The sequence below is a fragment of the Shewanella violacea DSS12 genome, assembly GCF_000091325.1.
Taxonomy (GTDB): domain Bacteria; phylum Pseudomonadota; class Gammaproteobacteria; order Enterobacterales; family Shewanellaceae; genus Shewanella; species Shewanella violacea.
Genome location: NC_014012.1, coordinates 652,785 through 675,644 on the forward strand (window position 1 = coordinate 652,785; position 22,860 = coordinate 675,644).

Here is a 22,860-nt window from a genome sequence, read left to right on the forward strand (position 1 = left end):
GGCTAATCATTTTCAAACACCTCTTCTAGAAAGTTCAGCATAGCACGCACCTTAGGTGTGACGCTCTTATGACTTGGATAGAGGGCATAAACGTTCGACTGCTCACATTGCCACTCTGGCAGTATATGTAACAAGCTTCCCTCAATAATGGCCTCATCACACAGATAAGCGGGTAGCATGGTAATGCCGCATCCGGAAATACACAGCTGGCTGAGGGAGAGAAAATCGTTCACTTGTATCTTAGGAGCCAAGTGTACAGATTCTACTAGATCTTCTCGGCTTAATAGCCATTGATTCTTAGGCATGCCACTGGTCATAAACAGGCTAGGTAGCAAGGATAATTCGGCTGGTATCGATGGGAGTGCATACAGGTTAAACAAAGCGGGACTAGCACATAACTTTCTTTCTATCTGGCCTAAATATTTGGCTATCAGGCTCGAATCTTCTAACTTTCCAATTCGAATTGCCAGATCGAATCCTTCTTCAATGAGATCGATACGTCGATTGGTGAGTTCCAGTGTCACATCAATATCTGGGTAGAGGGCGATAAATCGACACAAATTCCTACTGATTATCTGTTGCCCCATGGTGACAGAGACGCAGATTTTTAGCTGGCCTCTGGGGCTTTCAACCAGATGATCGACACAAAGCTCAGCCGACTCAACTTCTTCCTGAATGCGCTGGCAGTGTTGCAGGTATATTTGACCCACTTCGGTAAGGTGAATACTGCGAGTGGTGCGTTCGATCAGTCGTACGCCCAGATGTGTTTCTAATCGGGTGAGCTTGCGACTGATATTCGATTTAGGCAGATCCAGTACTTCGGCGGCCTTGGTAAAGCTACCTGCCTTAATCACCTCGGCGAATACCAACATATCGTTAATGTTTTGCACTTCTATCACTCTCCCTAACTAGTTAAATTCAATTGTAACCATAAATAGAACTATTGTTTCTATTTTGTGGTGTTTATCCCATTTGTTTTGATGACTATGATTAATACATCACCAGCCACTCAGGGCTGCATTGACAAGGTTAAGGAGTCACAAGATGGAAATTTTAACAAAATCAGATCTCAGAGAAGGTGGTTTTGCGGGATTAAAAGAACATCAGTTTGTGATGGACAAGAAAGCCTTCGGTCCAAATCGTAATCCACAAGCATGGGATGGTTTAGGAAATTTTGTTTACTTGGCCGACGCGAGGTTTATGCCCAAGGGTGAGACAAGAATGCACGGCCATAAAGAGGTGGATGTGATCTCTGTGATGGTAAGAGGGCGCATCAACCATGAAGGCTCTCTTGAGCATGGTCAGATGATGAATGCCAAGCAGGCTCAGGTACAGAGAGCGGGCGGGGAAGGTTTTTCACACAATGAGGTCAATCCTGATAGTGAAGAGAACCAGATGATCCAGCTTTGGGTTCTTCCCGATCGCCAGGGAGAAAAAGCCGGCTATAAGTTATATAGCCCTAAAATCGGTGAGCTGACACGGATCTACGGCGGGGAGATTGAACAAGATCAAACCTTCGATAGCCATACGCTGATAAGTGTCGCCAATCTGGAAACGGGTCATAGTGTCGAACAAGCTACAGCAAGTTTAGTCTATGTCAGTGATGGCGAGGTTGAGATTGACGGAGCACGTATTGAGGCTGGTACTCTGGTGCGAAGTCATGGGTTTACGCTAGTGGCGTTAACCTGTGCTCAAGTCATAGTGATCCATGAAAGCTAGCCTCTAAGTGTCGAGTTTATATTGGCACTAGATAAATGATTAAAACAATAAATAATAGATTTTTTGAACAGGGAAGGACATAGAAATGAGTAAATTTTCAGAAGTGTTAACACCGGATAATGCCGTGCTTGCCATGATAGATCACCAGACAGGATTACTGGTTAGTTGTGCAGATGAGCATCCACTAGTGGTTAAAAATAATATTCAGGGTTTGTGTAATATGGCCAAAACCTTAGGCCTGCCTTCTGTGGTGACGGCGAGTTTGGCCGACGGACCTAACGGTCCTATTATGCCCGAGATCACCAAAATATTAGGTGATAAGGTGATTAATCGTGAGGGTGAGATCAACGCCTGGCACAGCTCAGAGTTTAAATCGGCTATCGAGGCCACGGGTCGCAAGAAGATCATCATGGCGGGGATTGTGACCGATGTCTGTCTGATGTTTCCGGCACTGAGTGCAGTAGAGGAAGGCTATGATGTCTATGCCGTTATCGATGCATCGGCCACCTGGAATAAGACGGTACAGCAAGCTTCTATTCATAGATTGACCCAGGCGGGCGTAAAAGTGACAACCTGGGCATCAGTACTGGCTGAGATAATGTCTGATTGGCGCAGTGACAAGGGCATGGAGTTAGGACAGGTATTAGCAGACCATACGACCTCATATAACTATGTGATGAATAGTTACTTTGCAAGAAGCTAGTCCTAGTTTAAGTCGCTCAATATGTCCTGATCTCTTGCATAAATCTGTAGGGCTCTAGTTTGATAGATCATTTTTTCCTTATAACGACTCTAATTAATCCACTGGGTTCGATGCAAGATTTAATCGTTAGTATTAAAGATAGAGTGACAGAGACAGTTAGCATGACGAATATGGCGACTAATATGATCAGTTGATATTTTATCGCCACCATGGGGTCGATACCGCCCAATATTTGCCCCGTCATCATACCCGGCAATGTCACTAAGCCTGTGGTGGTCATCGAGGCGAGGATGGGGGCGAATGATTGCTTCAATGCCGACTGCATAAAGGGAAAGCTGGCCTGATAGGGGCTCGCCCCCAATGCCAGCGCACCTTCATATTGATCTTTCTGCTCATCGAAGGCGGAAAATAGTCTCTGTAGCGCGACAATATTCCCGCTTAAACAATTACCCAGTAACATGCCAGCCATGGGGATCATATATTGGGCGCTATATAGAGGCGCTGGTTTTAACAGAGCCAGAAGTAGAATAGCGATTAAAGGAGTAATTCCCACCACGAGCCCGGTAATTATGGGGAGGTAGAGGCGTCGTTTAGGCAGCTTAGCACTCCCTATAATGGCACTCGCCCCGATGAGTAACATCATGGTAAGCCAAAGCAGGTTAAGCAATAAACTGTTCAGTTCGAACAGAAACTGCAAATACAGGCCGACGAGAATGAGCTGAGCCGTCATGCGAAAAACCGCTGTGATGATCTCTTTGCCCAGATCGAGTTTGAGGTATCGGTCGATGGAGAAAGGAATGACTAATACCAGCATAAATAGGGCAAGCTCGGGCCAAGATACATCAATCGTCGACTGCATATGTAAAGTTAGGGCTTATTGGTGGTTAAGAAGATTAATATCTTCCAAGTCGACATACAGGGCAAGGAGTTTCTTGCATCAGATAAATTTATCCGGAAGCATAATCCGCATATTCCAGCCAAATACATAGAGTCCTACCGTCTTAGTGTTATTCGGTACCAATGGCTAACTCGACCGACATTGTTTAGATATAGCTACTATCTTGGCCCTAATCCTGGTAATCCAGACTATTCTCATCGGCCTGTGGATTAACTGACCCGTGACTAGACGCGCTCGCCAAGAACTATAGCCAAGTACTCTGTCATATTTTTAGCTAGGTCGCCCATATGCTAGTACCTTAATCTAGACTCATTTTTCTAAGCTTTGTATTACGCCTACAGCCGAAACTGGGCTAACTTGCTTGTTCTTTCTAGCCTGCAGACTCGGTGTTAAACCTAGATCCGGCTTACTTATATCCCCTTGAGTGTAGTCACAGACACCATCGGGAAATATGTTTTCCAGTCTTTGCTGATAGGCGTGTATCGGTGTTTTACCATACAAGCCGGCCTTTATTGCATCTCCTACCGGAATTCTGCCGCATTTGAAGATACTCCCGGCCCAAGGACCGCCGGCTTGTACGCGTATATTGCTATATATGGGGTAAATTTTGCTGCATTTCCCCACCGGCCGCTTGTTCCATTCTCCATCCCACACATGCTCTCCTGCAAATTGCACCTGACCCAGATGATCTATGCAGGTATCGACTAAGTCTGTGGGTTTGCTGGTAACTGGGTCTTTATCTTCCGATGCTCTTATGGCCATCAGCCACTGGTCAAGATACTCCATGCCCTTATCGATCGGAATATGATCTTTATGGGATATCCATACCACCTGATTATCATGATGTCCCTGATATTCCTGGATCCTTAACCGAGTCTCGAAGGAGGCTAAGGTGTGGTGCATATTGAGATCGTCTTCCAGATAGTGACGGATCTCCAAGATCGGCAGCTCGGCCTTGCCGATGAATATCTGCCCATATTTATAGCCGTTAACGATCGCTTGAGGATCTGAGGGTTTACGCTTGGCGATATCAGGCTCAGGTTCTGTGATGTTATTGCGACTCCAGAGGCTCAACCAGATAGGGAATTTCATGCCAAACGGTGTCAGCGCACTCTCTTTACGCATCTTATTCTGGGGAACCCATGAGCCGATATATTGATTGAGGTGAATAAACTCATCTATGCTGATATCTCCTCGTTGCATCGCTCTTAGTCCGTATTGAACGCCTTCATTGCCCCAAGTCGTGAGAGCAAATCCGTTACTATCAGTACCGTAAATCTGGGCTAGGTCTTGCCAGTATGTCCAGTTAACTTGCTCTTTAACTTCATCGGAGAAGTAAGGTTTGACGAAGCCTTGCTTAGGGTTGTAGAAGAAGGTCGCGGCGATAAACCAAGAGTAGACACATTCACTGCTGCCATTTGGCATAGAGGGCCAGGCGCCTGCAAATAGTTGATTGAGGGGGATGAGAAAGGTATAGGGATGGTCGAAACCATTAATGCCATTCATGCCTTCGATATTTTCTCTCTGCTCCCAATCTTTCCATTTACTATTGCCGTTATCTGTGACGTTAAAATAGTGCTGTAGCAGGTCGCAATCGAGTAAAAATATCGATTGGGAGACCATATCTGGATAGCTATAAATCGGCATTATCCCATCTAAAACTCCGGTGCTGTTCTGGGCAATAAGGTATTGAGCAAGCCCGCCGCCTGAGCCACCAATGCCCAAGGTATAGAGGGGATCGCCATAGAGGGAGGTGAACTGGGCCTTGACCCTTCTGGCTGTATCTTCGGCGAGCAGCATGTTGTAGCTGTAGCTGGTATTATTGCCGCTGGAGGCTATGACTGCATATCCTTGCCTGAGCAAGGTGTGTCGTCGATTAATCAATCGGCTTGCGCCCATCTGGCCTTGTCGAAAGCCAATGCTGGCGCCACCTTTAAACTGATAGATAAGTTTGTTATTCCAATATCGTTTATCTTGGCGTTGTCCAAGCCCCTCTTCGGGGACCAACATGGCAATGTAATAGATGTAGCGGTTGATACTCCCCCTCTCTAACCGATAGATCTCTGGAACTGACTTACCTTGGATCTCTGTGGTTGCTATCTCTGCTTTTGCTGGTGGGCTGCTGAGATCATAAGCACGTATTTTATCTGTGCCTGTTAAGGTATAAAAGTAGTCGATTCTAGAGGTGGTCATACAGTCTTTACTGTAGCCTATGACCTTGTCATTCTTATCATATACTGTGACGCCATAGCCCTCTTGATTATCGACTAAGGGCTGACCTAAACCAGCGTCAATTGTCATGCAGTAGAAGGGGTATTGGCGTTTACCCGAATAGAGGCTATCCGCGGGGCCTACGCCACCGAGTTCAATTGGGAAAGGATAAGTATCTTTGGGTCTTGGGGTGAGGCTTATATGCCTATCTATCTGTAATAATAGATTATCTTGATCCATAGGTGCAATAGATTTCACCTGGCGCTTTACCAAAGGGTCCTCTTCACAGGCGATTAAAAAAGTGCACAAAAGTAATAATGATACTAAGAGTTTTCTGCCCATTTTCTACCTCCAGTTTTTTGTTGTTCTCTTCTTAAGTCTTGTTCTATTCGATAAAAAAGCAAACAAATATGTAGAAAAACTTTCTCAAGAAAACATCAAAGCCTAATGTGTATGAACATCATCTATTTGTAATATTTAAACTCCCATGATGAGCCCTTTAGTGGCCGGAGTTAGGCGGAATACTTTTAGCTGTCAGTAGCGGAAATGGTTTATTTTCTCGTTGACCTCATCCACCAAACTAGCAGAACTCTTGCTCTCCTCTTGGCCGATACAGCTTCTTGTGCCAGAGACTCAGCAGCATTTTGTAATATTCAGGCTCCCTATGTATAACGAGCCCTTTAGTGGCCGGAGTTAGGCGGAATACTTTTAGCTGTCAGTAGCGGAAATGGTTTATTTTCTCGTTGACCTCATCCACCAAACTAGCAGAACTCTTACTTTCCTCCTGAGCCGATACAGCGCCTTGTGCCAGAGACTTAGCAGCATTTTGTAATATTCAGGCTACTAACTATAGTGAGCCCTTTGGTGGCCGGAGTGAGGCGGAATACTTTTAGCCGTTAGTAGCGGAAATGGTTTATTTTCTCGTTGACCTCATCCACCAAACTAGCAGAACTCTTACTTTCCTCCTGAGCCGATACAGCGCCTAATGCCAGAGACACAGCAGCATTTTGTAATGTTTAGGCTCTCTATGTATAACGAGCCCTTTGGTGGCCGGAGTTAGGCGGAATACTTTTAGCCGTTAGTAGCGGAAATGGTTTATTTTCTCCTTGACCTCATCCACCAAACTAGCAGAACTCTTGCTCTCCTCCTGAGCCGATACCGCGCCTAATGCCAGAGACTCAGCCGCATTTTGTAATGTACAGGCTACTATGGTGAGCCCTTTGGTGGCTGGAGTTAGGCGGAATACTTTTAGCCATCAGTAGCGGAAATGGTTTATTTTCTAGTTGACCTCATGCACCAAACTAGCAGAACACTTGCTCTCCTCCTGAGCCGATACAGCGCCTAATGCCAGAGACTCAGCCGCATTTTGTAATGTTTAGGCTACTAACTATAGTGAGCCCTTTGGTGGCCGGAGTTAGGCAGAATACTTTTAGCCATCAGTAGCGGAAATGGTTTATTTTCTCGTTGACCTCATCCACCAAACTAGCAGAACTCTTGTTCTCCTCTTGGCCGATACAGGGCCTAATGCCAGAGACTCTGCCGTATTTTGTAATGTTCAGGCTACTAACTATAGTGAGCCCTTTGGTGGCCGGAGTTAGGCGGAATACTTTTAGCTGTCAGTAGCGGAAATGGTTTATTTTCTCGTTGACCTCATCTAGCTGAACTAGCAGAACACTTGCTTTCCTCCTGAGCCGATACAGTGCCTTGTGCCAGAGACTCTGCCGCATTTTGTAATGTTCAGGCTACTATGGAGAGCCCTTTAGTGGCCGGAGTTAGGCAGAATACTTTTAGCCATCAGTAGCGGAAATGGTTTATTTTCTCGTTGACCTCATCCACCAAACTAGCAGAACTCTTACTTTCCTCCTGAGCCGATACAGCTCCTTGTGCCAGAGACTCTGCCGCATCATTGATGGCCACTATGTTGCGATTGACCTCTTCGGTTACCGCAGCTTGCTCCTCGGCGGCGCTGGCAATTTGATGGGCCATATCCTGAATTTTGCTACTCTGCTTATTGACTTCATCTAGCTCAATTACGGCCTGCTTAGCATGAGTCAGACAGGTCTGGCTGAGATCTTTGCTCTGTGACATGGTATTCACCGCTTGCTTACTCTTATTGCGCAGGGCATCTATCATCTGTTGGATCTCATCGGTAGAGTCTGCGGTTCGGGTGGCTAATACCCTAACTTCGTCGGCGACCACGGCAAATCCCCGCCCTTGCTCTCCGGCTCGTGCGGCTTCGATTGCGGCGTTGAGTGCCAATAGGTTGGTTTGTTCTGATATGTTACGGATCACATCTAAGATGGAGCCGATACTCTCGGTCTGCTTTTCCAACTCTATGATCTCATTCGATGCATGCTCCATTTGTTCCGATAGTGATTGCAGACCTTCGGCATTGGCCTGAACGACCTCCTGGCCTCTGGATACAGATTCCTGAGTTGTGGATACAGAATCTGCCGTTACCTGGGCGTTATCAGATACGCTGTGGGCGGTAGAGGACATCTCATTGGTTGCGGTAACGACTTGCTCTATTTCCATCTGCTGTTGGCTTATTTTATCTCTGCCAGACTCAGATAAGGCGGCATTACGCTCTGCGCTCAGGGTGAGTTCTCCCATGCTATTGGCAACATCTGAGACTATAGAGCGCACATTGGCTATGAAGGTATTGAGATGAGTGGCAAGTTGGCCAGTCTCGTCGCTGCGCTTAATCTTGATCTCCTGGGTTAGGTCGCCACCGGATTGGGTCAAGTTGGCGACCACATCGACCAATTCTCGAATGGGTCGATAGATAGATCCAGACATAAACCAGATGAGTAGCATGCCAAAAAAAGCGGCGATAAAGCTCACTATGAGTTGGCCGTTAAGGTTAGAGGCAAAACCGCTTTCTAGCTGTTCGACTATGGCACTGGCCTTGGCGAGTGCCATATTTTTTGGCACCTTGATTAAAATTTCCCAGCTGGCATCGGTCCCTGTCACCGCAAATGTTTTACTGGTAATGATACTAGTATCATTAATGACGGTTTGCTGTTTCTGTCTGGCCGATATCAGGCTGGTAATGTCTGTGCTCGTGGCGACCTTACTAATGTTGGCCTTATTTGTGCTATCGGCACTGACTAGCCCTCTAGGGCTGAGAATGATCACCCTGGCTGCGCCGCCATAAAGATTTCCGGCGGCTTTGATGGCAAGTTGCTGGAGGAAGTTGAGTGAGTAATCGACCCCCACCATGCCTACATAGGAATTTTTACGAATGATAGGGGCAACAAATGAACTTAGCAGGGTATCGACCCCTTGAACCTTGTAGGAGGCAGGGTCGACCACACAGGGGGAACGACTCTCCATTGGGCATAGATACCACTCGGAGTTTCTTACTCCTGTTGGGGTTAATTTCTCGGTGTAGAAGTCACTCAAGGCTTGGATATCTATCTTACCCGAGGCAGAGCGAGTCCAGTATGGGGCAAACTTACCATCGGACTGTGAATACTTATTATCCGTATTCTCAGCATCTGAGCCGTCGAACTTATCGGCTTCCCAACCGGTATAGATACCTAATATATCGTGATTATTTTCCACCAAATTCTTTAGCATGCTGTTGATCTGGATACGAGTCAGACCAGGGGCTTCGGGAAACAGGCTTCCAGCCACTGAGGTGGCAATATCCATGGCATGATCGAAGGCAGTCTTTATTTTTAGGGCTTCATGTTGGGCTGCTAAATTAATATTTTCAATCACTTGCTCTTGTGCCTGAACGAGCACACTAGTATGCACTTCATGACGTAAAGCTTGATTGGAAAAATAGCCATAGCCGATAATTGCAAGGGTTACCGCGAGTAGACTCGCGGTACCGAAGAGTAAAATTTGGTGTCGGATACTGGAAAATTGAATCATTGTGCCCCCTGACTAAAATCTACTTTTTAAATATTAGTTCACTATCTTGAGTTCAGGGGGGCTAGAAGGAGTAATAGTGTAAAACCAACAGGTTTACCTTGTTTACTTGGGCGCTAACATAAGGGGCAGAGGCACAGGTATTAAGCGGCTCTACGTTTCGAACTGCCGGCATATTGTTTGGATTGCATCTCTTGTAAGCGGCTGAAGGTTCGTCTAAATTCGAAGCTTAGCGCACCTTCGCTATAGAGCTCTTCCAGGGGCACTTCGGCTGACAGATAGAGATTGACTCGTTGATCGTAAAGCTCGTCAATTAGTGCAATAAAGCGTCTGGCAGGGTCGTCACCCACAGCATAAGATAGCTGGCGTTCGCCCGTCTCGGTGGCTATTGCGCCATCTTCCGTGCCTCTGGCGCGGATCCAGGATTTAGGGCGTCCGCCGAGCACGGGAATGTCGCTGACGAACAGGGTGTCAAAGCGAGCGGCTAGCTCAATATAGTCAAGCTGAGATCTTGGCCCGTCGCAAAGCGCATCGAAGCTAAACCAGGCCTGATCATCACTGACCTTGATGACAGGAATATCGCGACCTAAGATCTTTATCGATCCATTGCTAGACGTCTTTTCATCAGCTTTCAGGCCAAAGAACTCATTAAAGTCGGCCTGCTGATCCAAGAAGTAGATCTGCTGGAACTCTAGGGATCGCAGTCGATGATCTTCTTTACCATCTAAGTGAAATTCGGTGCAGTGGTTCTGCAGCAAAGTGATAGTCGACAGGAAACGGTCCCTTTGCAGCCCTGATTCATACAGACGTGGGATAGGTATGTTGGAGGTGGCGACTAAGAGCACGCCCTGCTTGAACAGCGCCTCAAACAGGGTGCCGAGGATCATGGCATCACCTATATCAGCAACGAAAAACTCATCGAAACAGATAACCTGGCACTCATCGGCAATTCTTTTAGCGATGCGAACTAAGGGATCCCTTTTACCGGATTCGGCCAACATCTCTTTATGGATCCGTGCCATAAATCGATGGAAGTGCAGCCTGAGTGTTAGTTTATCGTCCAGTGCATCACAGAAAAGATCCATCAACATGGTCTTACCCCGGCCCACATCCCCCCAGAGATAGAGTCCTTTAACTGAGCCTGACGGATTTATGCCTCGAGGTGAGGCGGTGATCTCCTCAAACAGAGTATCGAGTAATACCATGGCCTGCTCTTGCTTAGGATCTAAGCTAAAATCTGGCTGAGTGAGTTTCTGTCGATATTTAACGAGAGGAGAGAGGCTCATATTGACTGGATATATCGATTGGGAATGCCAGCGAGTATATCAGTTGTACCGTTTGAAAGCTGGTATAGCCTAATTTAGCTAATGTTTGGTTCTTATATATTATCTGATCTTAGTACCAGCTCGACCCGTCGATTAAGCTTCTGACCTGCATCATTGCTGTTATTAGCGACAGGGGAGTACTCGCCAATGCCCTTAGCTTCCAGCTGGCTCTTAGGCACTTTATAAACAGAAAGGAGTTGCTTCACCACAGCTTTAGCCCGTTTATTCGATAGCACCTGATTATAACTTTGCTTGCCTAAATCGTCGGTGTGGCCGATAACATAGAAACTCTGCTTGGGATGAGATTTAAGATAAGTCGCCACCACCTCTACCACAGGTGTCGCTTCTAACAGCATTTCATCACTATCAAATTTAAACAGTAAGCCTTCGAGTGCCACATGGCCGGTTTGGGCAATTTTGTCCGTGAGACCATGGAGATCTATGCTCACCCTATCATCGACTAAGCTAGTTTCCTCAACGAGCTTGAGCTCAGCCCACAAGCCGCCTACGAAGCCGGTAATATAGGTCATTGCGTGCACATTTCCCTCTGGACGTTTGAGGGTATACAAGCTATAAAATTGCTGCTCATCAAAACCAATATAGGCTAAGGTCTTGATTCTTTTTTGGATATGCCGGGATTTTCCACATTCAAGCCCTTGGCAGTTAAAGCCCTGAACAAAACCAAGCTTTAGCAGTGCGGCCTTATAATTGGCATTGACCTCAAATTCGGAATAGGTGCGTGGCAGTTTATAGTTGATATCGGTAATCTTACCTTCCAGTTGTTCAACCTTGTGCTGGCCATTCTTTACCGAGGTGAACACTGTGGTCTGACCGAAATCAAACTGTTGGTAGTTTTGAATATAAGCACCAGGTAGCCTAGCAATCATAGGGTGATCACTCGAGTTGTCTGTGTCTTTGTGACTCATATCTTCGAAGGTTTTCTGCACTACCTCAGCATCGAGATAAGCCAAGTTGACATCAATCAAGTCGAGTGGCTCTGGAATGACCTCGATAATATCCACTTGCAAGGTCACACCTAACTTCCAGTTAGTCGATAAAATCGAAACATATAGCAGTTTTTTTTCTAATTGTATCTTAGCCGATAAGAGGGCCGGAGACTCTTTGCCAATATTATAAAGTGGTTTAATCTGCTTAATCAGCTTATTTATATTCCCACATGCTGTTTTATGACATTCAAACAAGATGCTGCCACCCAGAGCCATTATCTGCTGCTTGTAATTATTGATGATATGGCTGGGTTCGAAACTGACAGGGACTTTATAGTTGATACGGGTGAGTTTACCTTGCACTTCTTGGGTGTTTATCTTGGATTTTGTGATAGCCGAAATAATGGTGAATGGAGAAAAGTGACGGTTAGCCTCCTCGTGTACCTTAGCTTCATCTAGAGGCGTAAACAGAGTTTCATCCGCCACTGCTTGCCAACTAAGAAATATATAGATGGTTAGCAAGAATGCTATCCCAGTTCGTAAGGCCATAATTCTACTCCATGAATAAGGGGAGCAATGCTCCCCGGTAAATATGTCAGTCAAGCATTAAGGCTGTGACGTTGGTAACAGCCTTGATAGATGCTCTAAAAATCGTTGACTAAAGTTATTTGTTTCACCGTCGTAACTGAGTAGCAGGAAATCGTTCATATCTTCAAAGCTAATCGCCTGATGCACTTCTACTTCAATAATTTTAGTGTCATCGACAAGGTACTCACCGAAAATTGAACTTCCTGAGCTGGCTACAGGTAAATTAACTTCTATGGTTCGAATCAAGGGTAATCCAATAGGGCTGATATTAAGTTGCCATTCGAACGTGCTAGTAACGCCTGTGGTGTACTCTACTGACAGCTGCTGATTATCTTCATCGATGACAACATCATTAGGGTAAAATTCCGCCCAGAATAATCTGGCGATATCTGCCGTGGTTAACATCTCTGCTGAATTGTGTAGCGGCATATCCCAGATACTAACGTTTGATTCAGTGTGGCAGATGACGTCGTATATTTGCTCTATATGGTAGCGGTAAACGTATTCAGGCCATTCTAGTTCAGTTAGTTTTAGCTGCTCAGGTTGAGAGTTTAAGATGGCTCTCCAAGTTTCACTATTGGTGTTATATTTTTCTATCTTTATATTGATAGCAACCGAAGTGCCTTGGTAGTGTGTATTGATTGTGTTGTTCGCATATTCAGCGGCGATAGGCTGATAACCTTGATCGTTGCGATCTGGGTTTATCCATTTTCCAAGCTGCTCATTCCAGCAAGTCATAGCAAGGGCTTGGGTGTCCCCGGTATCTATCACTGAGCCAGATAGCGTGTTATTTGAGATAAAGCCGGATAAACTTTGGGCTGTATTTCCATACTCTAAAGAGTAGAAGTTGTTGAGATGTGTGGGGGCTAAGGTAAATCCGTGAGAGGTTATATCATCGCTGAGTAAATTGCTTTGTAGTATCAGCCAATCTGCATCAGTCATGATTTTATTATCAAAAGGCGTGACAATATATCCTTGAGCGATAAGCGTATCGTTAACAATAAAGCGAACATCTATAGGGTCACTTGCTAAGTAGTCACCGATTGTCATACCAGTTTGCAGGGCTAAATACTCCATTGAGGCTTTACTTGCTGCCATCACTTCATCGATGGCGAGTGTAGCCATTAATCTATCGCCAATGAGAGCCGTAATATATTGATGACTAAAATAGGTATTGAGAAATGCATCAGAAGCCGATATGTCAGCAGTGACTTGATAAGCCTGGCCAGTTAATGGCGCGTACAAGGCATCGAGTATAATTGATAACTGTTGGAGCAGTGCTTGAATGGCTTCAGCTGATAGTTCTTGATTTATCATCTGCTCGTAGCGTTGAAATTCAATATGAGTAAGGGCGTTAATCGCACCTTGATGACCACTCATTGAAATAAGTTGCGCATCACCATTGTTAATAACGTCGGCATAAGTTGAATGGCTTAATGTATTCTCTGAAGAGGATTCAATAACCGATACTTGTTTAAGTTTTCTGGCTTTAAACTTGCTGGATAATAATGTCGGCTGTACTTTATCGCTATTGCTATTGCTATTGCTATTGCTATTGCTATTGCTGGTATCGGTCCAGTTAGCAATCAAGTAGTAAGTCGGCAATTCTGTGGTGCCCGCCCAGTCAATTTGGTATAGGCCATCACCGTCGGTTGTCGATGCAGGCTCATTAGCATCACAAAGCTTATTCATATTTAGGTCAATACAAACATCGGCGCCAGTAACAGCGCCTTGGTATGCAACTAGGCCTTGAACCTGATGATTATACTCAGTCGGTTCTGGTGTGTCTGTGACTAGTGGAGGAACATCTGCAAGTCTTGTATCGTCAGAGTCTGAACCGCCACATGCTGTTAGCAAGCTTGATGATAAAAGTAAAAGGCCTAATTTTTTTACGAACATATTTGTGTCCTTACAAATATAAATAAAGATAAATCAAAGATAATTTAACCGCGATATTATCCATTGTTCTCTTTAACTTACCATTATCCATTCGGATGTATGTTCAATAGGGGGTAATACTTTTTTATTACCCTAGTCTCGTTAATAGTGGGGGAAGGATACGTATTATGTAGTCAATAAATCCCTCCATAAAGATGTGATATAGGGCTAAAGTGAATTAACTTGAATCTTGGTACAGTTAGTCATCACCATCACAGACTTAGTGCCATTATCAATCTGGCCCATAGCAGCCATTAACTCGTTGGCGTCGAGACCTTTATACATAACAGCCACATTGCTTGCATTGGTTAATGGTTGAAGCGATTGACAGTTATCGAGTTGGTTAATGTTGATTGAATCAGCGTTAGATAGTGCCAACTTTGCCCAATCACTGCTGCTGACATTACTAAAATTCAAAGAACCGGTAAATTGGCTAACGCCATCAAACTGATTTACCGCTAATTGGCTTAAGTAAAGAGTGTTTAAAGAGGATAACGATGCTAAAGGGGCTAACGAATCGAGAGCTCCCCCTTTAACGCTGAGCATATTAAGTTGTTTAAACTGGGTCAGATCATCGAATCGTATGATACCAGCTTGGATGAACGTGCAATTAAGCTGGGTGAGCTGGTGGCTATAAGTCATTTTATTCAGCTGTGCAGCTTGGTTCACACAGTTTTTGACTTGTTTATCGATAAATTGAATATCACCAATAAGAGATGTTGCTGCACGCTCTACAGTGATATCCAGCGTGACAATCTCAGCGTCAGTCTCAATGGTTCCGTTAATTTTAGCTTGGTAGTTCTGGTTGATATTAGCCTGTGCACTGGCCGGAAGTTTGAGTGATAAGTCATCATTAACCGATAACCCATTAGAAAATGTAAGACCTTTGAGCTGAGCGATATTATCAATATACAGATAAGTTAGCTCATTAAAATGTGGTACTGCATCGGCTTTAAATTGGTATATCTGCACAATATTATCGCGATACTTTGCTGTTATTTTAGGGTGAGAATTAGCATCTGTTAGCTCACTGGTATCCGCTTGTTCTCGTGCATCAGTGTCTTGCACATAGCCTAGCTTTGCCGCTTCTTGCTCAAGTACCTTTGATAGTGCTTCGAACTCTTGGCCGAGAGGGCCTATAGCTTCAGTTAGATAGCACAGCTTAAACATCTCAAATAGGTTAACCACCATAGAGACTCGGGCTTGATTGATATTTATCTCCATCAGAGCCGCGAATGCTTCAGTGCTATCTTGGGTCGCTGCTAGCTGTTGAATGCTACCGACATACTCTTCGAGTTCTGCAATGGTCTGTTCAAATTCGCCCACTTGCTTAGGCTGATAGCAAGTCGATTCATGCCTAATCGAATTGATGAAGGTTCGATAGTGACTGACATACTGGTTGGCAAGCACTAACATCTTGGTGGAGTTGTGTTCGATATCTCCGATAAGATTGCTTTGTAATACGGCTTTGGCACTTTCAGTCTGCTGCAAGACATCAGTTAGTTGTTGCATTTGCACAGCGTGCTGGTCATTGAGTTGATGTGCATTATCTAACAGTGCTTTAGTACTGTTTTGAAAGGTTTCAATCGCCTCTTGGGTATCTTGCAACCTGGTATCTGAACTGTCACTGACTTCGCTTGCGGTAACAGAACCAGCTAATAGCAATCCAATAAGTGCTGGGTATATTCGTGTACATGAATATTTTGAGTTGGCCACTGTGTATTCCTTGTGTGTAAAAAATCAGTTGAATATTTACAACTTTAATCCTAACAAAACAACTAAGACCCCCATAATAGTAATCGACAGATAAACAACCCTTGTTCAAAGTAGAAGTGAGCACTGAAATAATTATGGGGGTCTTTATAATTTTTGTTTAAAACTCTCTTACCATTAGCACTATAAAAAATACTGCTTAAACAATAAACCATTGACTGTAATGTTAACCAAGACAGGGAATGTAACCGCTATAATGCTGGGGATATTGCTCCATGACCACTGACCGTGCTGCGTGAACAATGGGTAGTCAAAAAATCGCAGCAAATAAACAATGCGCTTAAGCGGGAAATACATTGCATTAAGCGAGATAACTTCCCCAGTTTTTAACTCTAGGTTACAAGAAATAATATGATTACGTACATGTAAACGATGCATTTTTGATTTATATTGAACGGTAATACGTTCGATTTGATCGCGGTAGAGTTCCAGCTGTTCTGCTGGCTTTTTAATGATCGCGTTCGCTGGAATGGATAAGCGTTGCTGACTGACGTAACAACGTAATGTGCCTTTAATTGAGTAACGTAACCTGATTAATATATATCGAACAATTAAATAAACAGGTAATAGCCCAATATTAATAAGTACCATGGTTCTAGCGAGTTCTGTATCAGCAAAGCTTAATGGGGATACTGCTAGCCCTATCATTACAATAAAAAGTAGTAATGAAATACCAATTGATAAAGGGTAAAACACATTCGTTACATATAAGCTGACGTCACTTTGTGAATTAAAGTTACGCATCCCTTTTATATACAGATCAAAAAACCAAGACTCACTGTCTAACTCTATTATTTTAGCCATATCGCTATGAGTATTTCCATTTATTTATACTTTTAACCGCATTTAGAGCAAAGAAATAACCTGCCACTTGTCTTGTAAGTAAGCTAGCTTACACAGGCCGCCGGCGATATGGGCATTGTTATTCCTTGCATCAAAGGTATCGAATTTATACTTAACCCAAAGCTCTAAGTTATGTCCAAATTTTTCAGAAGAACTACTTACAGTGTAATTAAGACTATTTCTTGCATTTTCAAAGGCAAGTTCCCTACCTTTTTCTATTCGGTAATTATTAATGCCTAAGTATTTCTTCTTAAAGTATTTGTGATGCACTTCTGCTAAATATGCTTTTACTTGATCATCCGTTGCAGGCGTTTCAATAAATATTTCTCTAAAAAGCGTAACATCCTGGTTTGTTACCACCTTTTCCGCTTGCTCACACAATAAATAGGGCTGTGAAAGTTCGATTTTTTTAGCTGCTTTACTCCATCTAGCATAGTCTGCTTCACCCGCAGCTGCCCAAGCTGAGCTGGTTATAAACAAGAGTGGAATTAACACTAAATACTTAACCATAAATAAGTCCTTTTAATTTTTTGCATCGTTTACCCCTGTCTGAAGTGGTCAAATAAATTTGGTGACCAAATTAACTATGCCACTTCACTAAGCATAAATAGGTTTATCAGTATTAGTCTTGCCATGACAAAGTATCTCCTTGGTTTATATTCTTATTATCTGTATTGCCTGCTGCCAGTTCTAATACTTGAGTGGCTCCTCTACAGGCACTGCTGCGCCAGGGTTGTAGGTTCCTTTGGATTTTTAGCACCTTATTTTTATTATTGAGGTAGACAATATCAATCGGGTATCTCATGCCTATGGTATGCACTGAGTTACACGGCGAGATCAACATGGCTTGTTCTGTGGTGAGAGGTTTTCGTCCGAGTAAGCCTCTGAGTCGTAACCAGGGAGTGGTTGCAAGAAATACTTCAGTGAGGTGATAAAAAATATTATCACCCTATAAATAATAAAATACATCGATATATCCTTGTGGTTTATTTATAATCGACCGATTATAGTCGCGTAATTTCCGCTCGACGATTAGCCTTTCTTCCTAACAGAAACAACCAAGACATGTCTTGACACTACGAGAGCGTCCATATATGTCTTTATAATTGATATCTTTATTATTGATAGTTATATGGGTTAAAAATCAGCAAAATCTTGCGGGTCTTGTGCAATGCACCAATCCCAGAAAGCTTGGGTCACAGGGGACTCATCACTAGTTTCATCACCGTCAACTAGATCAGCCATTTCAAAGGCCAGATCCATTACCTTTTGATTAATCACATCTCGGAAACTATCATTATCAACCGGGTAAATATCGCGAATAATCTCACGCATAAAACCAGGTAGCTCTTTGTTTAATTGAACTCCTAAAGCCATTCGATCAGCTGAGGGGGCTATCCTTGAGCATTCATCCCATTGGGTGTATTTATTTAGCAGCATTTCATCGTTACTCTTGTCTAGTAGCTCGCTATAAATATTGCTGTCAAAATGCCATGGCTTCAGTTTTTTTCTGTGGCGCTAGTTTGATCGCAAAAAAATAGTGACGTTATCACTAAAGTATATTTGAGATTATAAAAGCACTTGCTTGACATGTTAAAGTCCTGATTATAAAGTTAAATAGTGCGGTTAAACCCCGCACTGTAATAATGAAATTAATTTTCTATTACTGCTTAATTGATGAGCCAGCAGTTGCGTTATACTTATCTAAACCGCCTTCATTAGCTGTAATTGCCATTAGTGCCACGATAATCATATATTCAGTCATACCTACCCTTAAGAGTGGGGACTAGTTAATTTAGGTAGCCTTGACCGTAAGTTAATAGGAGCTGGCCTCGATTATTAATGTGTGCCTTTTTATATATGTTTTGTAAATGCATTTTTATGGTGTTTATCGACACATGTAGTTTGTTGGCGACCTGCTCATTACTCATACCATTGCAAACAAGATTAATGACTTCTTGCTCTTTTCTCGTTGTCGAGGAGATAAGGCTAAGTCGCTCTTTTTTTAATGGAGCTCTGTTTGTGCTTAATATGAAACGTGAAAATGCTTCATTACTGAAACACAAGTTTCCCTCAATTACGTTTGTCAGTTTTTTTAGTAAGTTGTAAGAGCTTTCATTTGAAGGCAAGGCTGCATTAAATCCATATTCAATGAGTAACAATTCATCTTCTACGGTTAATTTGGAGCAAATAGCAATATGCGTTCCAGATTTAAATAAACTATATTCTACTTGTTGTAGATGACTTGATATACAGTCAATGAAGTGTATTAATATTTTCGTATTAGATGTTGTGTTAAACCAGGCTTGAGTGAGGTTTTTATCATTATTTACGCTCAGGTTTAGTAGTCCGGCAGCACTTCTTACAATAATTAAATTTTTGCTTGATTGATTATGGGTAAATAACTCACCATCATACATTTTATTTCCTTATGACATCTGTGCGATGTAGTTCCTTTGTACTAGTATAAATGTGCTATTTTATTTTTATTATAATCTTATGGTTGTGGATTATATATTGAAACTTATTAATGTTGTGACTTTATTATTTATTTATGGACATAAGTATTAGATTTGATATTTGTGTTGATATAACTTAAATGTCTTTAATATATTATTAATCTCATATTAATTTAATGGTTTTTCGCTTGGTATTTTGTCGATAACTTTATATTTGTCAGTGATTTAAAATCTATTGATACAATGTTTTCATAGGGGCTTGGTTTGTAATAATAGTAAAACTGACGGGTTCTATAAGATTAGGTATCAAGGTTTAATCATTTGTATGCGCCAGTCTGGCAGTTTATCTGTTAGGTCTTGGCGGATTTTATTTGCATCGCCTCTGAGTAAAATGTAGGGAGGCGAGGCGAAAATAGACTGAGATATCTGCATTAGCTCCTTGTCGGTCAATTGTTTTATCATCATTTGATTATGAGCTAAATCTTCACTGCTGCGTTTGAGTGTCAGTTGTTTAATATATTCTAGCTTCATAGCGTGTTGAGACTGGATTGTTAGCGTGTACTTACTTCTTTCATAGGTCTTCAATGCTGAGAGTTCGGCGCTGCCTATACCTTGCTCTGTGGTGAGCCCCTGGTGGGCTAAAATACCCGCTACAAATGCACCTGTGTGTTGCACTTGTGTGCTGCCATAATATTTGAGCGTACGTGACTGAGGGTTATCGAAACAGCGGCCATAGATGCCATAGGTGAGTCCTCGTTTTTCTCTTAAATCATAGTAGAGGCGACCGGAAAAACTGCGACCCAACCAATCGGCGAGCAGCTGGCAGCTTAAGGGATGGCTAGATGAAAACTCATTCTTCCAGGTATCAGAATTAGAGGCAGAACTCGAAGCTAAAAGTGGCAACCTATATCCCACTCTCACCTGGGTCTGCACTGCGCTAGGTGCATCTATCAGGTAGAGGACCTTAGCCTTGTTGATAAAAGCCTCAGCAGCTATATCTGTTTCTCGGGCTTCTTTGACTAAAGCCCTAGCGTCTTCTCTTGCTTCGCGCTCTTCTTTAGCCGTGACACTAGCAGACCTAGTTAACCGCTTAGCAAGCCGCTCAGCCTCTTCTATTAAGTCTTCCTGAGTAAGAATAGTGGCTTGGACTGGTTCTGAGACTGGATGATTCGATGGCAGTGACATAAACAGGTGCCATTTAGCGCCTGCTCGCATCTTCTGCTGGAGTTCAGCTAGCGTGTCTAGGGTTAGCTCATCCTGAAGTGTTTGATTGTTGAGAGCCTGATTATAAGGATGCTTATCCCCCAATATTATTTTCGCCCACACTTTATCTATTTCCGCACCGCTATAGGCATTAATGTGCTTATTAAGCTTTAGCTTACGTCGAATATTATCTATATCAATGTGCTCAAATGCAGACCTCTTCCAGCTATCATTGAGTATGCTCAGGGATTGGGGGACCTCTTGACTTGGACAGGCCATTTTTATGCTAATGCTATGCATTCTTGCGCTAATTCGAAGGCTGTCGATACATGAGAGTGAATGCTGACTCGCTAGCCAGAGTGCGCGTTCATTGAGTGCAGTATTGAGAATGTCTATGTTGTTAAAGGGGCGGTCCGAATTAATCAATACCAGCTCGATATAATTAAGCTCAGAGGGGCTAGCCGGGAAGAGGTGCAGGGTAAAATCAGTATTTAGTGAATGAATTTGCGGAGCCCATGTTCCAATCCCTTGGTTCAATTGAGCTTGAGCTGGATGAGATTCTAGGCTTTGAGACTGTGGAAGCTGAGGTTGTCGTTTTATTGGTTGTGATTTATGTAGCTGTGGCGCGCCTTCAAGCTGGTTAAAACTTGGCGTGATAGGGGCTTGCTCGTCGGTGAACACTAACTTTGTCTGCTGGCAGCCGAGAAGCTGCAGTAGTAGTAAGAGGCTAAGCAGGTATCCTACTGAGTTAAGTCGATACTTGTTAAAGCAGATCATAAGACACCATCCTCTAAGCTGTCGGTTAGCCCATGGGGAAGCCATTCCAGTAAGGTTTTTCCCCACCTGATATACCAAGGGGGTAATAAGTCTAGCCTGACATAGCCATGATTAAAGTAGCGACTGGCTACCCTCTGTATATCGGCAGCTGTCACCGCATTTATGCGCTCCCACGGGCCACTAAGAGGAGTTTGGCTGTCTTGGGTTAATGTTGCCGATAGAAGTCTGGCTAATGCTGAAGGGCTATCGACTTGCCTGAGCTTCAGGTTGAGCCATTGAGCCTTCAGCTGGGTTAATTCAGCCTCACTTATTGCTTGGCTGCTTAGCTGATTTATCATCTGCTCAATATTCTTGGCCAGTCTGTCTAGGGAGATCTTGGCCCTGGGGACCATGACTAGGTTGGTAACCCCCATCAGTTCCATAGACAAGGGTATCGAGTAAGTGAGTAGTTGCTCTGGGTCCTGTAGCCCACTCTGCTTGATGATGCTATTTCGATTTTGAAACAGGTAGCCTTCGAGTAAGCTGACGGCAGCAGCATCGGGATGGACTTGTCCTACCGTATGCCAGGCAAGTAATAATGCGGGCCAGGGACCTCGGCTATCGACAATCTCGGCGCGAGCAGATTTATTGTCGAAAATGTATTCCTGGTGGGCCTTAATGGGGCTGACAGGTTTAACCCAGTCACCAAACTGCGATTGAACCCAGTCTGTGGTCTGCGCCGGAAGGCCGCCGACTATGCTGAGCTGCATTGCGTCGGGGCGATAATGATTTTGATGGAACCGGTTTAGGCTCGCTGGAGTCGATTGCGCTATATCTTGCTTAGAGCCAATAACGGCGTGTTGATAGGGGGTGCCTTGCACTTGCTTTAAGAGAAACTCCATCGCCTGACGCACATAGGGCTGATTATCTATGGTGCTAGCCATCTCCTCTAACACGGTTGCCTGCTGGTTGGTGACTGTCTCTTGAGTTAAGGCGGGGCGAATGAAGCGGTCGGCCTCCAGCCATAGGGCAAGTTCGAGTGCTTCGGATGGAATAGTCAGATAGTAGTTGGTGAAATCGAAGAAGGTGGAGGCATTAAATTGACCGCTGAGTGAGCTCATTGTCTGGGCATAGCTATCGCCGGGGGCATTTTTACTTCCCTTAAACAACATGTGTTCAAAAAGGTGCGCATAACCGGTTTGTCCCGACACTTCATCTCTGGAGCCTACACTGAACTGGCTGGCAATAGACACGCTCAAGGTGTTTTCTAAGGCAAGTAATCTGATCTGCAGCCCGTTGTCTAAGGTCTGGTAGTTTATCTTTTGCTCTAGATGGTAAAGAGGCGCTGCCAGCTGATTTAGGTTCAACTCATCAGCTAAGGTGTTTGGGCTTATAAAAGCGCATAGGCACCAACAGCAGGTTAGCAGGCAATATTTTAGACTGAATTCCGTTTTCATTTTATCGCTTAATCTGGCAGTTATAGGCTATTTTATAACAGCTTTTTATCTAGTAGGGTTAGCCTTCTAGGCTCAACTAGCGTTTATTTAAGTCTCAATTTGTTAATTTAGGGGCGAGCATCTGGGGGCAGGTTTAGGCTCGCGGGAGTTGGCTATCTCCC

The 22,860-nt window shown here is 43.8% G+C and carries 17 protein-coding genes; 2 read left to right on the top strand and 15 right to left on the bottom strand.

Annotated elements, in window-relative coordinates:
- Positions 1-2: 2 nt before the first annotated feature.
- A complete protein-coding gene (locus SVI_RS02620; RefSeq protein ID WP_013049832.1) occupies positions 3-890 on the bottom strand; it encodes a LysR substrate-binding domain-containing protein in 888 nt (295 codons plus the stop codon).
- A gap of 154 nt (positions 891-1,044) precedes the next feature.
- On the opposite strand from SVI_RS02620, the gene SVI_RS02625 reads away from it, so the two are divergent.
- Together SVI_RS02625 and SVI_RS02630 are read left to right on the top strand one after the other, a co-directional pair.
- Positions 1,045-1,719: a pirin family protein gene (locus SVI_RS02625; RefSeq protein WP_013049833.1), complete on the top strand. Its 675-nt coding sequence runs from the start codon at positions 1,045-1,047 to the stop codon at positions 1,717-1,719.
- A gap of 85 nt (positions 1,720-1,804) precedes the next feature.
- Positions 1,805-2,422: an isochorismatase family protein gene (locus tag SVI_RS02630; RefSeq protein WP_013049834.1), complete on the top strand. Its 618-nt coding sequence runs from the start codon at positions 1,805-1,807 to the stop codon at positions 2,420-2,422.
- Between the two features lie 67 nt (positions 2,423-2,489).
- Here the strand turns inward: SVI_RS02630 and SVI_RS02635 are convergent, their stop codons facing one another.
- The 14 genes from SVI_RS02635 to SVI_RS02700 all read right to left on the bottom strand — a co-directional run bounded on the left by SVI_RS02635 (position 2,490) and on the right by SVI_RS02700 (position 22,699).
- A complete protein-coding gene (locus tag SVI_RS02635) occupies positions 2,490-3,281 on the bottom strand; it encodes an ABC transporter permease (RefSeq protein WP_013049835.1) in 792 nt (263 codons plus the stop codon).
- 348 nt (positions 3,282-3,629) lie between these two features.
- Positions 3,630-5,873, bottom strand: coding sequence for a DUF6351 family protein (locus tag SVI_RS02640; RefSeq protein WP_013049837.1), 2,244 nt, complete (start codon positions 5,871-5,873; stop codon positions 3,630-3,632).
- Positions 5,874-7,325: 1,452 nt separating this feature from the next.
- Positions 7,326-9,413: a methyl-accepting chemotaxis protein gene (locus tag SVI_RS02645; RefSeq protein WP_013049839.1), complete on the bottom strand. Its 2,088-nt coding sequence runs from the start codon at positions 9,411-9,413 to the stop codon at positions 7,326-7,328.
- 140 nt (positions 9,414-9,553) lie between these two features.
- The gene (gene zapE, locus SVI_RS02650; RefSeq protein ID WP_013049840.1) at positions 9,554-10,696 is read right to left on the bottom strand and encodes a cell division protein ZapE; all 1,143 of its coding nucleotides are present in this window, start codon (positions 10,694-10,696) and stop codon (positions 9,554-9,556) included.
- A 92-nt stretch (positions 10,697-10,788) separates the two neighbouring features.
- Positions 10,789-12,231, bottom strand: coding sequence for an OmpA family protein (locus SVI_RS02655; RefSeq protein WP_041419601.1), 1,443 nt, complete (start codon positions 12,229-12,231; stop codon positions 10,789-10,791).
- Between the two features lie 57 nt (positions 12,232-12,288).
- On the bottom strand, positions 12,289-14,169 hold the full coding sequence (locus SVI_RS02660) for a hypothetical protein (RefSeq protein WP_013049842.1): 1,881 nt from the start codon (positions 14,167-14,169) through the stop codon (positions 12,289-12,291).
- A 207-nt stretch (positions 14,170-14,376) separates the two neighbouring features.
- Positions 14,377-15,924, bottom strand: coding sequence for a hypothetical protein (locus tag SVI_RS02665; protein ID WP_013049843.1), 1,548 nt, complete (start codon positions 15,922-15,924; stop codon positions 14,377-14,379).
- 180 nt (positions 15,925-16,104) lie between these two features.
- Complete coding sequence (locus SVI_RS02670; RefSeq protein WP_041419603.1) at positions 16,105-16,785, bottom strand: hypothetical protein; 681 nt, start codon at positions 16,783-16,785, stop codon at positions 16,105-16,107.
- Positions 16,786-16,827: 42 nt separating this feature from the next.
- On the bottom strand, positions 16,828-17,334 hold the full coding sequence (locus SVI_RS02675; protein WP_013049845.1) for a hypothetical protein: 507 nt from the start codon (positions 17,332-17,334) through the stop codon (positions 16,828-16,830).
- 112 nt (positions 17,335-17,446) lie between these two features.
- A complete protein-coding gene (locus tag SVI_RS02680) occupies positions 17,447-17,764 on the bottom strand; it encodes a DUF192 domain-containing protein (RefSeq protein WP_041419604.1) in 318 nt (105 codons plus the stop codon).
- Between the two features lie 197 nt (positions 17,765-17,961).
- Complete coding sequence (locus SVI_RS02685) at positions 17,962-18,264, bottom strand: hypothetical protein (protein ID WP_013049847.1); 303 nt, start codon at positions 18,262-18,264, stop codon at positions 17,962-17,964.
- Positions 18,265-18,614: 350 nt separating this feature from the next.
- Positions 18,615-19,244: a response regulator transcription factor gene (locus tag SVI_RS02690; protein ID WP_013049849.1), complete on the bottom strand. Its 630-nt coding sequence runs from the start codon at positions 19,242-19,244 to the stop codon at positions 18,615-18,617.
- A gap of 345 nt (positions 19,245-19,589) precedes the next feature.
- Positions 19,590-21,263 carry an insulinase family protein gene (locus SVI_RS02695; RefSeq protein WP_041419605.1) on the bottom strand — a complete coding sequence of 558 codons (1,674 nt, stop codon included), beginning with the start codon at positions 21,261-21,263 and terminating at the stop codon, positions 19,590-19,592.
- A complete protein-coding gene (locus tag SVI_RS02700) occupies positions 21,260-22,699 on the bottom strand; it encodes a M16 family metallopeptidase (protein WP_013049851.1) in 1,440 nt (479 codons plus the stop codon). The genes SVI_RS02695 and SVI_RS02700 overlap by 4 nt, the downstream gene beginning before the upstream one ends.
- Positions 22,700-22,860: the final 161 nt, after the last annotated feature.

Excerpts from the sequence above, each read along its gene's own strand:
- SVI_RS02625 (WP_013049833.1), top strand. The coding sequence starts at position 1,045 with ATGGAAATTTTAACAAAATCAGATCTCAGAGAAGGTGGTTTTGCGGGA.
- SVI_RS02630 (WP_013049834.1), top strand. The coding sequence starts at position 1,805 with ATGAGTAAATTTTCAGAAGTGTTAACACCGGATAATGCCGTGCTTGCC.
- SVI_RS02635 (WP_013049835.1), bottom strand. The coding sequence starts at position 3,281 with ATGCAGTCGACGATTGATGTATCTTGGCCCGAGCTTGCCCTATTTATG.
- SVI_RS02640 (WP_013049837.1), bottom strand. The coding sequence starts at position 5,873 with ATGGGCAGAAAACTCTTAGTATCATTATTACTTTTGTGCACTTTTTTA.
- SVI_RS02645 (WP_013049839.1), bottom strand. The coding sequence starts at position 9,413 with ATGATTCAATTTTCCAGTATCCGACACCAAATTTTACTCTTCGGTACC.
- zapE (WP_013049840.1), bottom strand. The coding sequence starts at position 10,696 with ATGAGCCTCTCTCCTCTCGTTAAATATCGACAGAAACTCACTCAGCCA.
- SVI_RS02655 (WP_041419601.1), bottom strand. The coding sequence starts at position 12,231 with ATGGCCTTACGAACTGGGATAGCATTCTTGCTAACCATCTATATATTT.
- SVI_RS02660 (WP_013049842.1), bottom strand. The coding sequence starts at position 14,169 with ATGTTCGTAAAAAAATTAGGCCTTTTACTTTTATCATCAAGCTTGCTA.
- SVI_RS02670 (WP_041419603.1), bottom strand. The coding sequence starts at position 16,785 with ATGGCTAAAATAATAGAGTTAGACAGTGAGTCTTGGTTTTTTGATCTG.
- SVI_RS02675 (WP_013049845.1), bottom strand. The coding sequence starts at position 17,334 with ATGGTTAAGTATTTAGTGTTAATTCCACTCTTGTTTATAACCAGCTCA.
- SVI_RS02685 (WP_013049847.1), bottom strand. The coding sequence starts at position 18,264 with ATGCTGCTAAATAAATACACCCAATGGGATGAATGCTCAAGGATAGCC.
- SVI_RS02690 (WP_013049849.1), bottom strand. The coding sequence starts at position 19,244 with ATGTATGATGGTGAGTTATTTACCCATAATCAATCAAGCAAAAATTTA.
- SVI_RS02695 (WP_041419605.1), bottom strand. The coding sequence starts at position 21,263 with ATGATCTGCTTTAACAAGTATCGACTTAACTCAGTAGGATACCTGCTT.
- SVI_RS02700 (WP_013049851.1), bottom strand. The coding sequence starts at position 22,699 with ATGAAAACGGAATTCAGTCTAAAATATTGCCTGCTAACCTGCTGTTGG.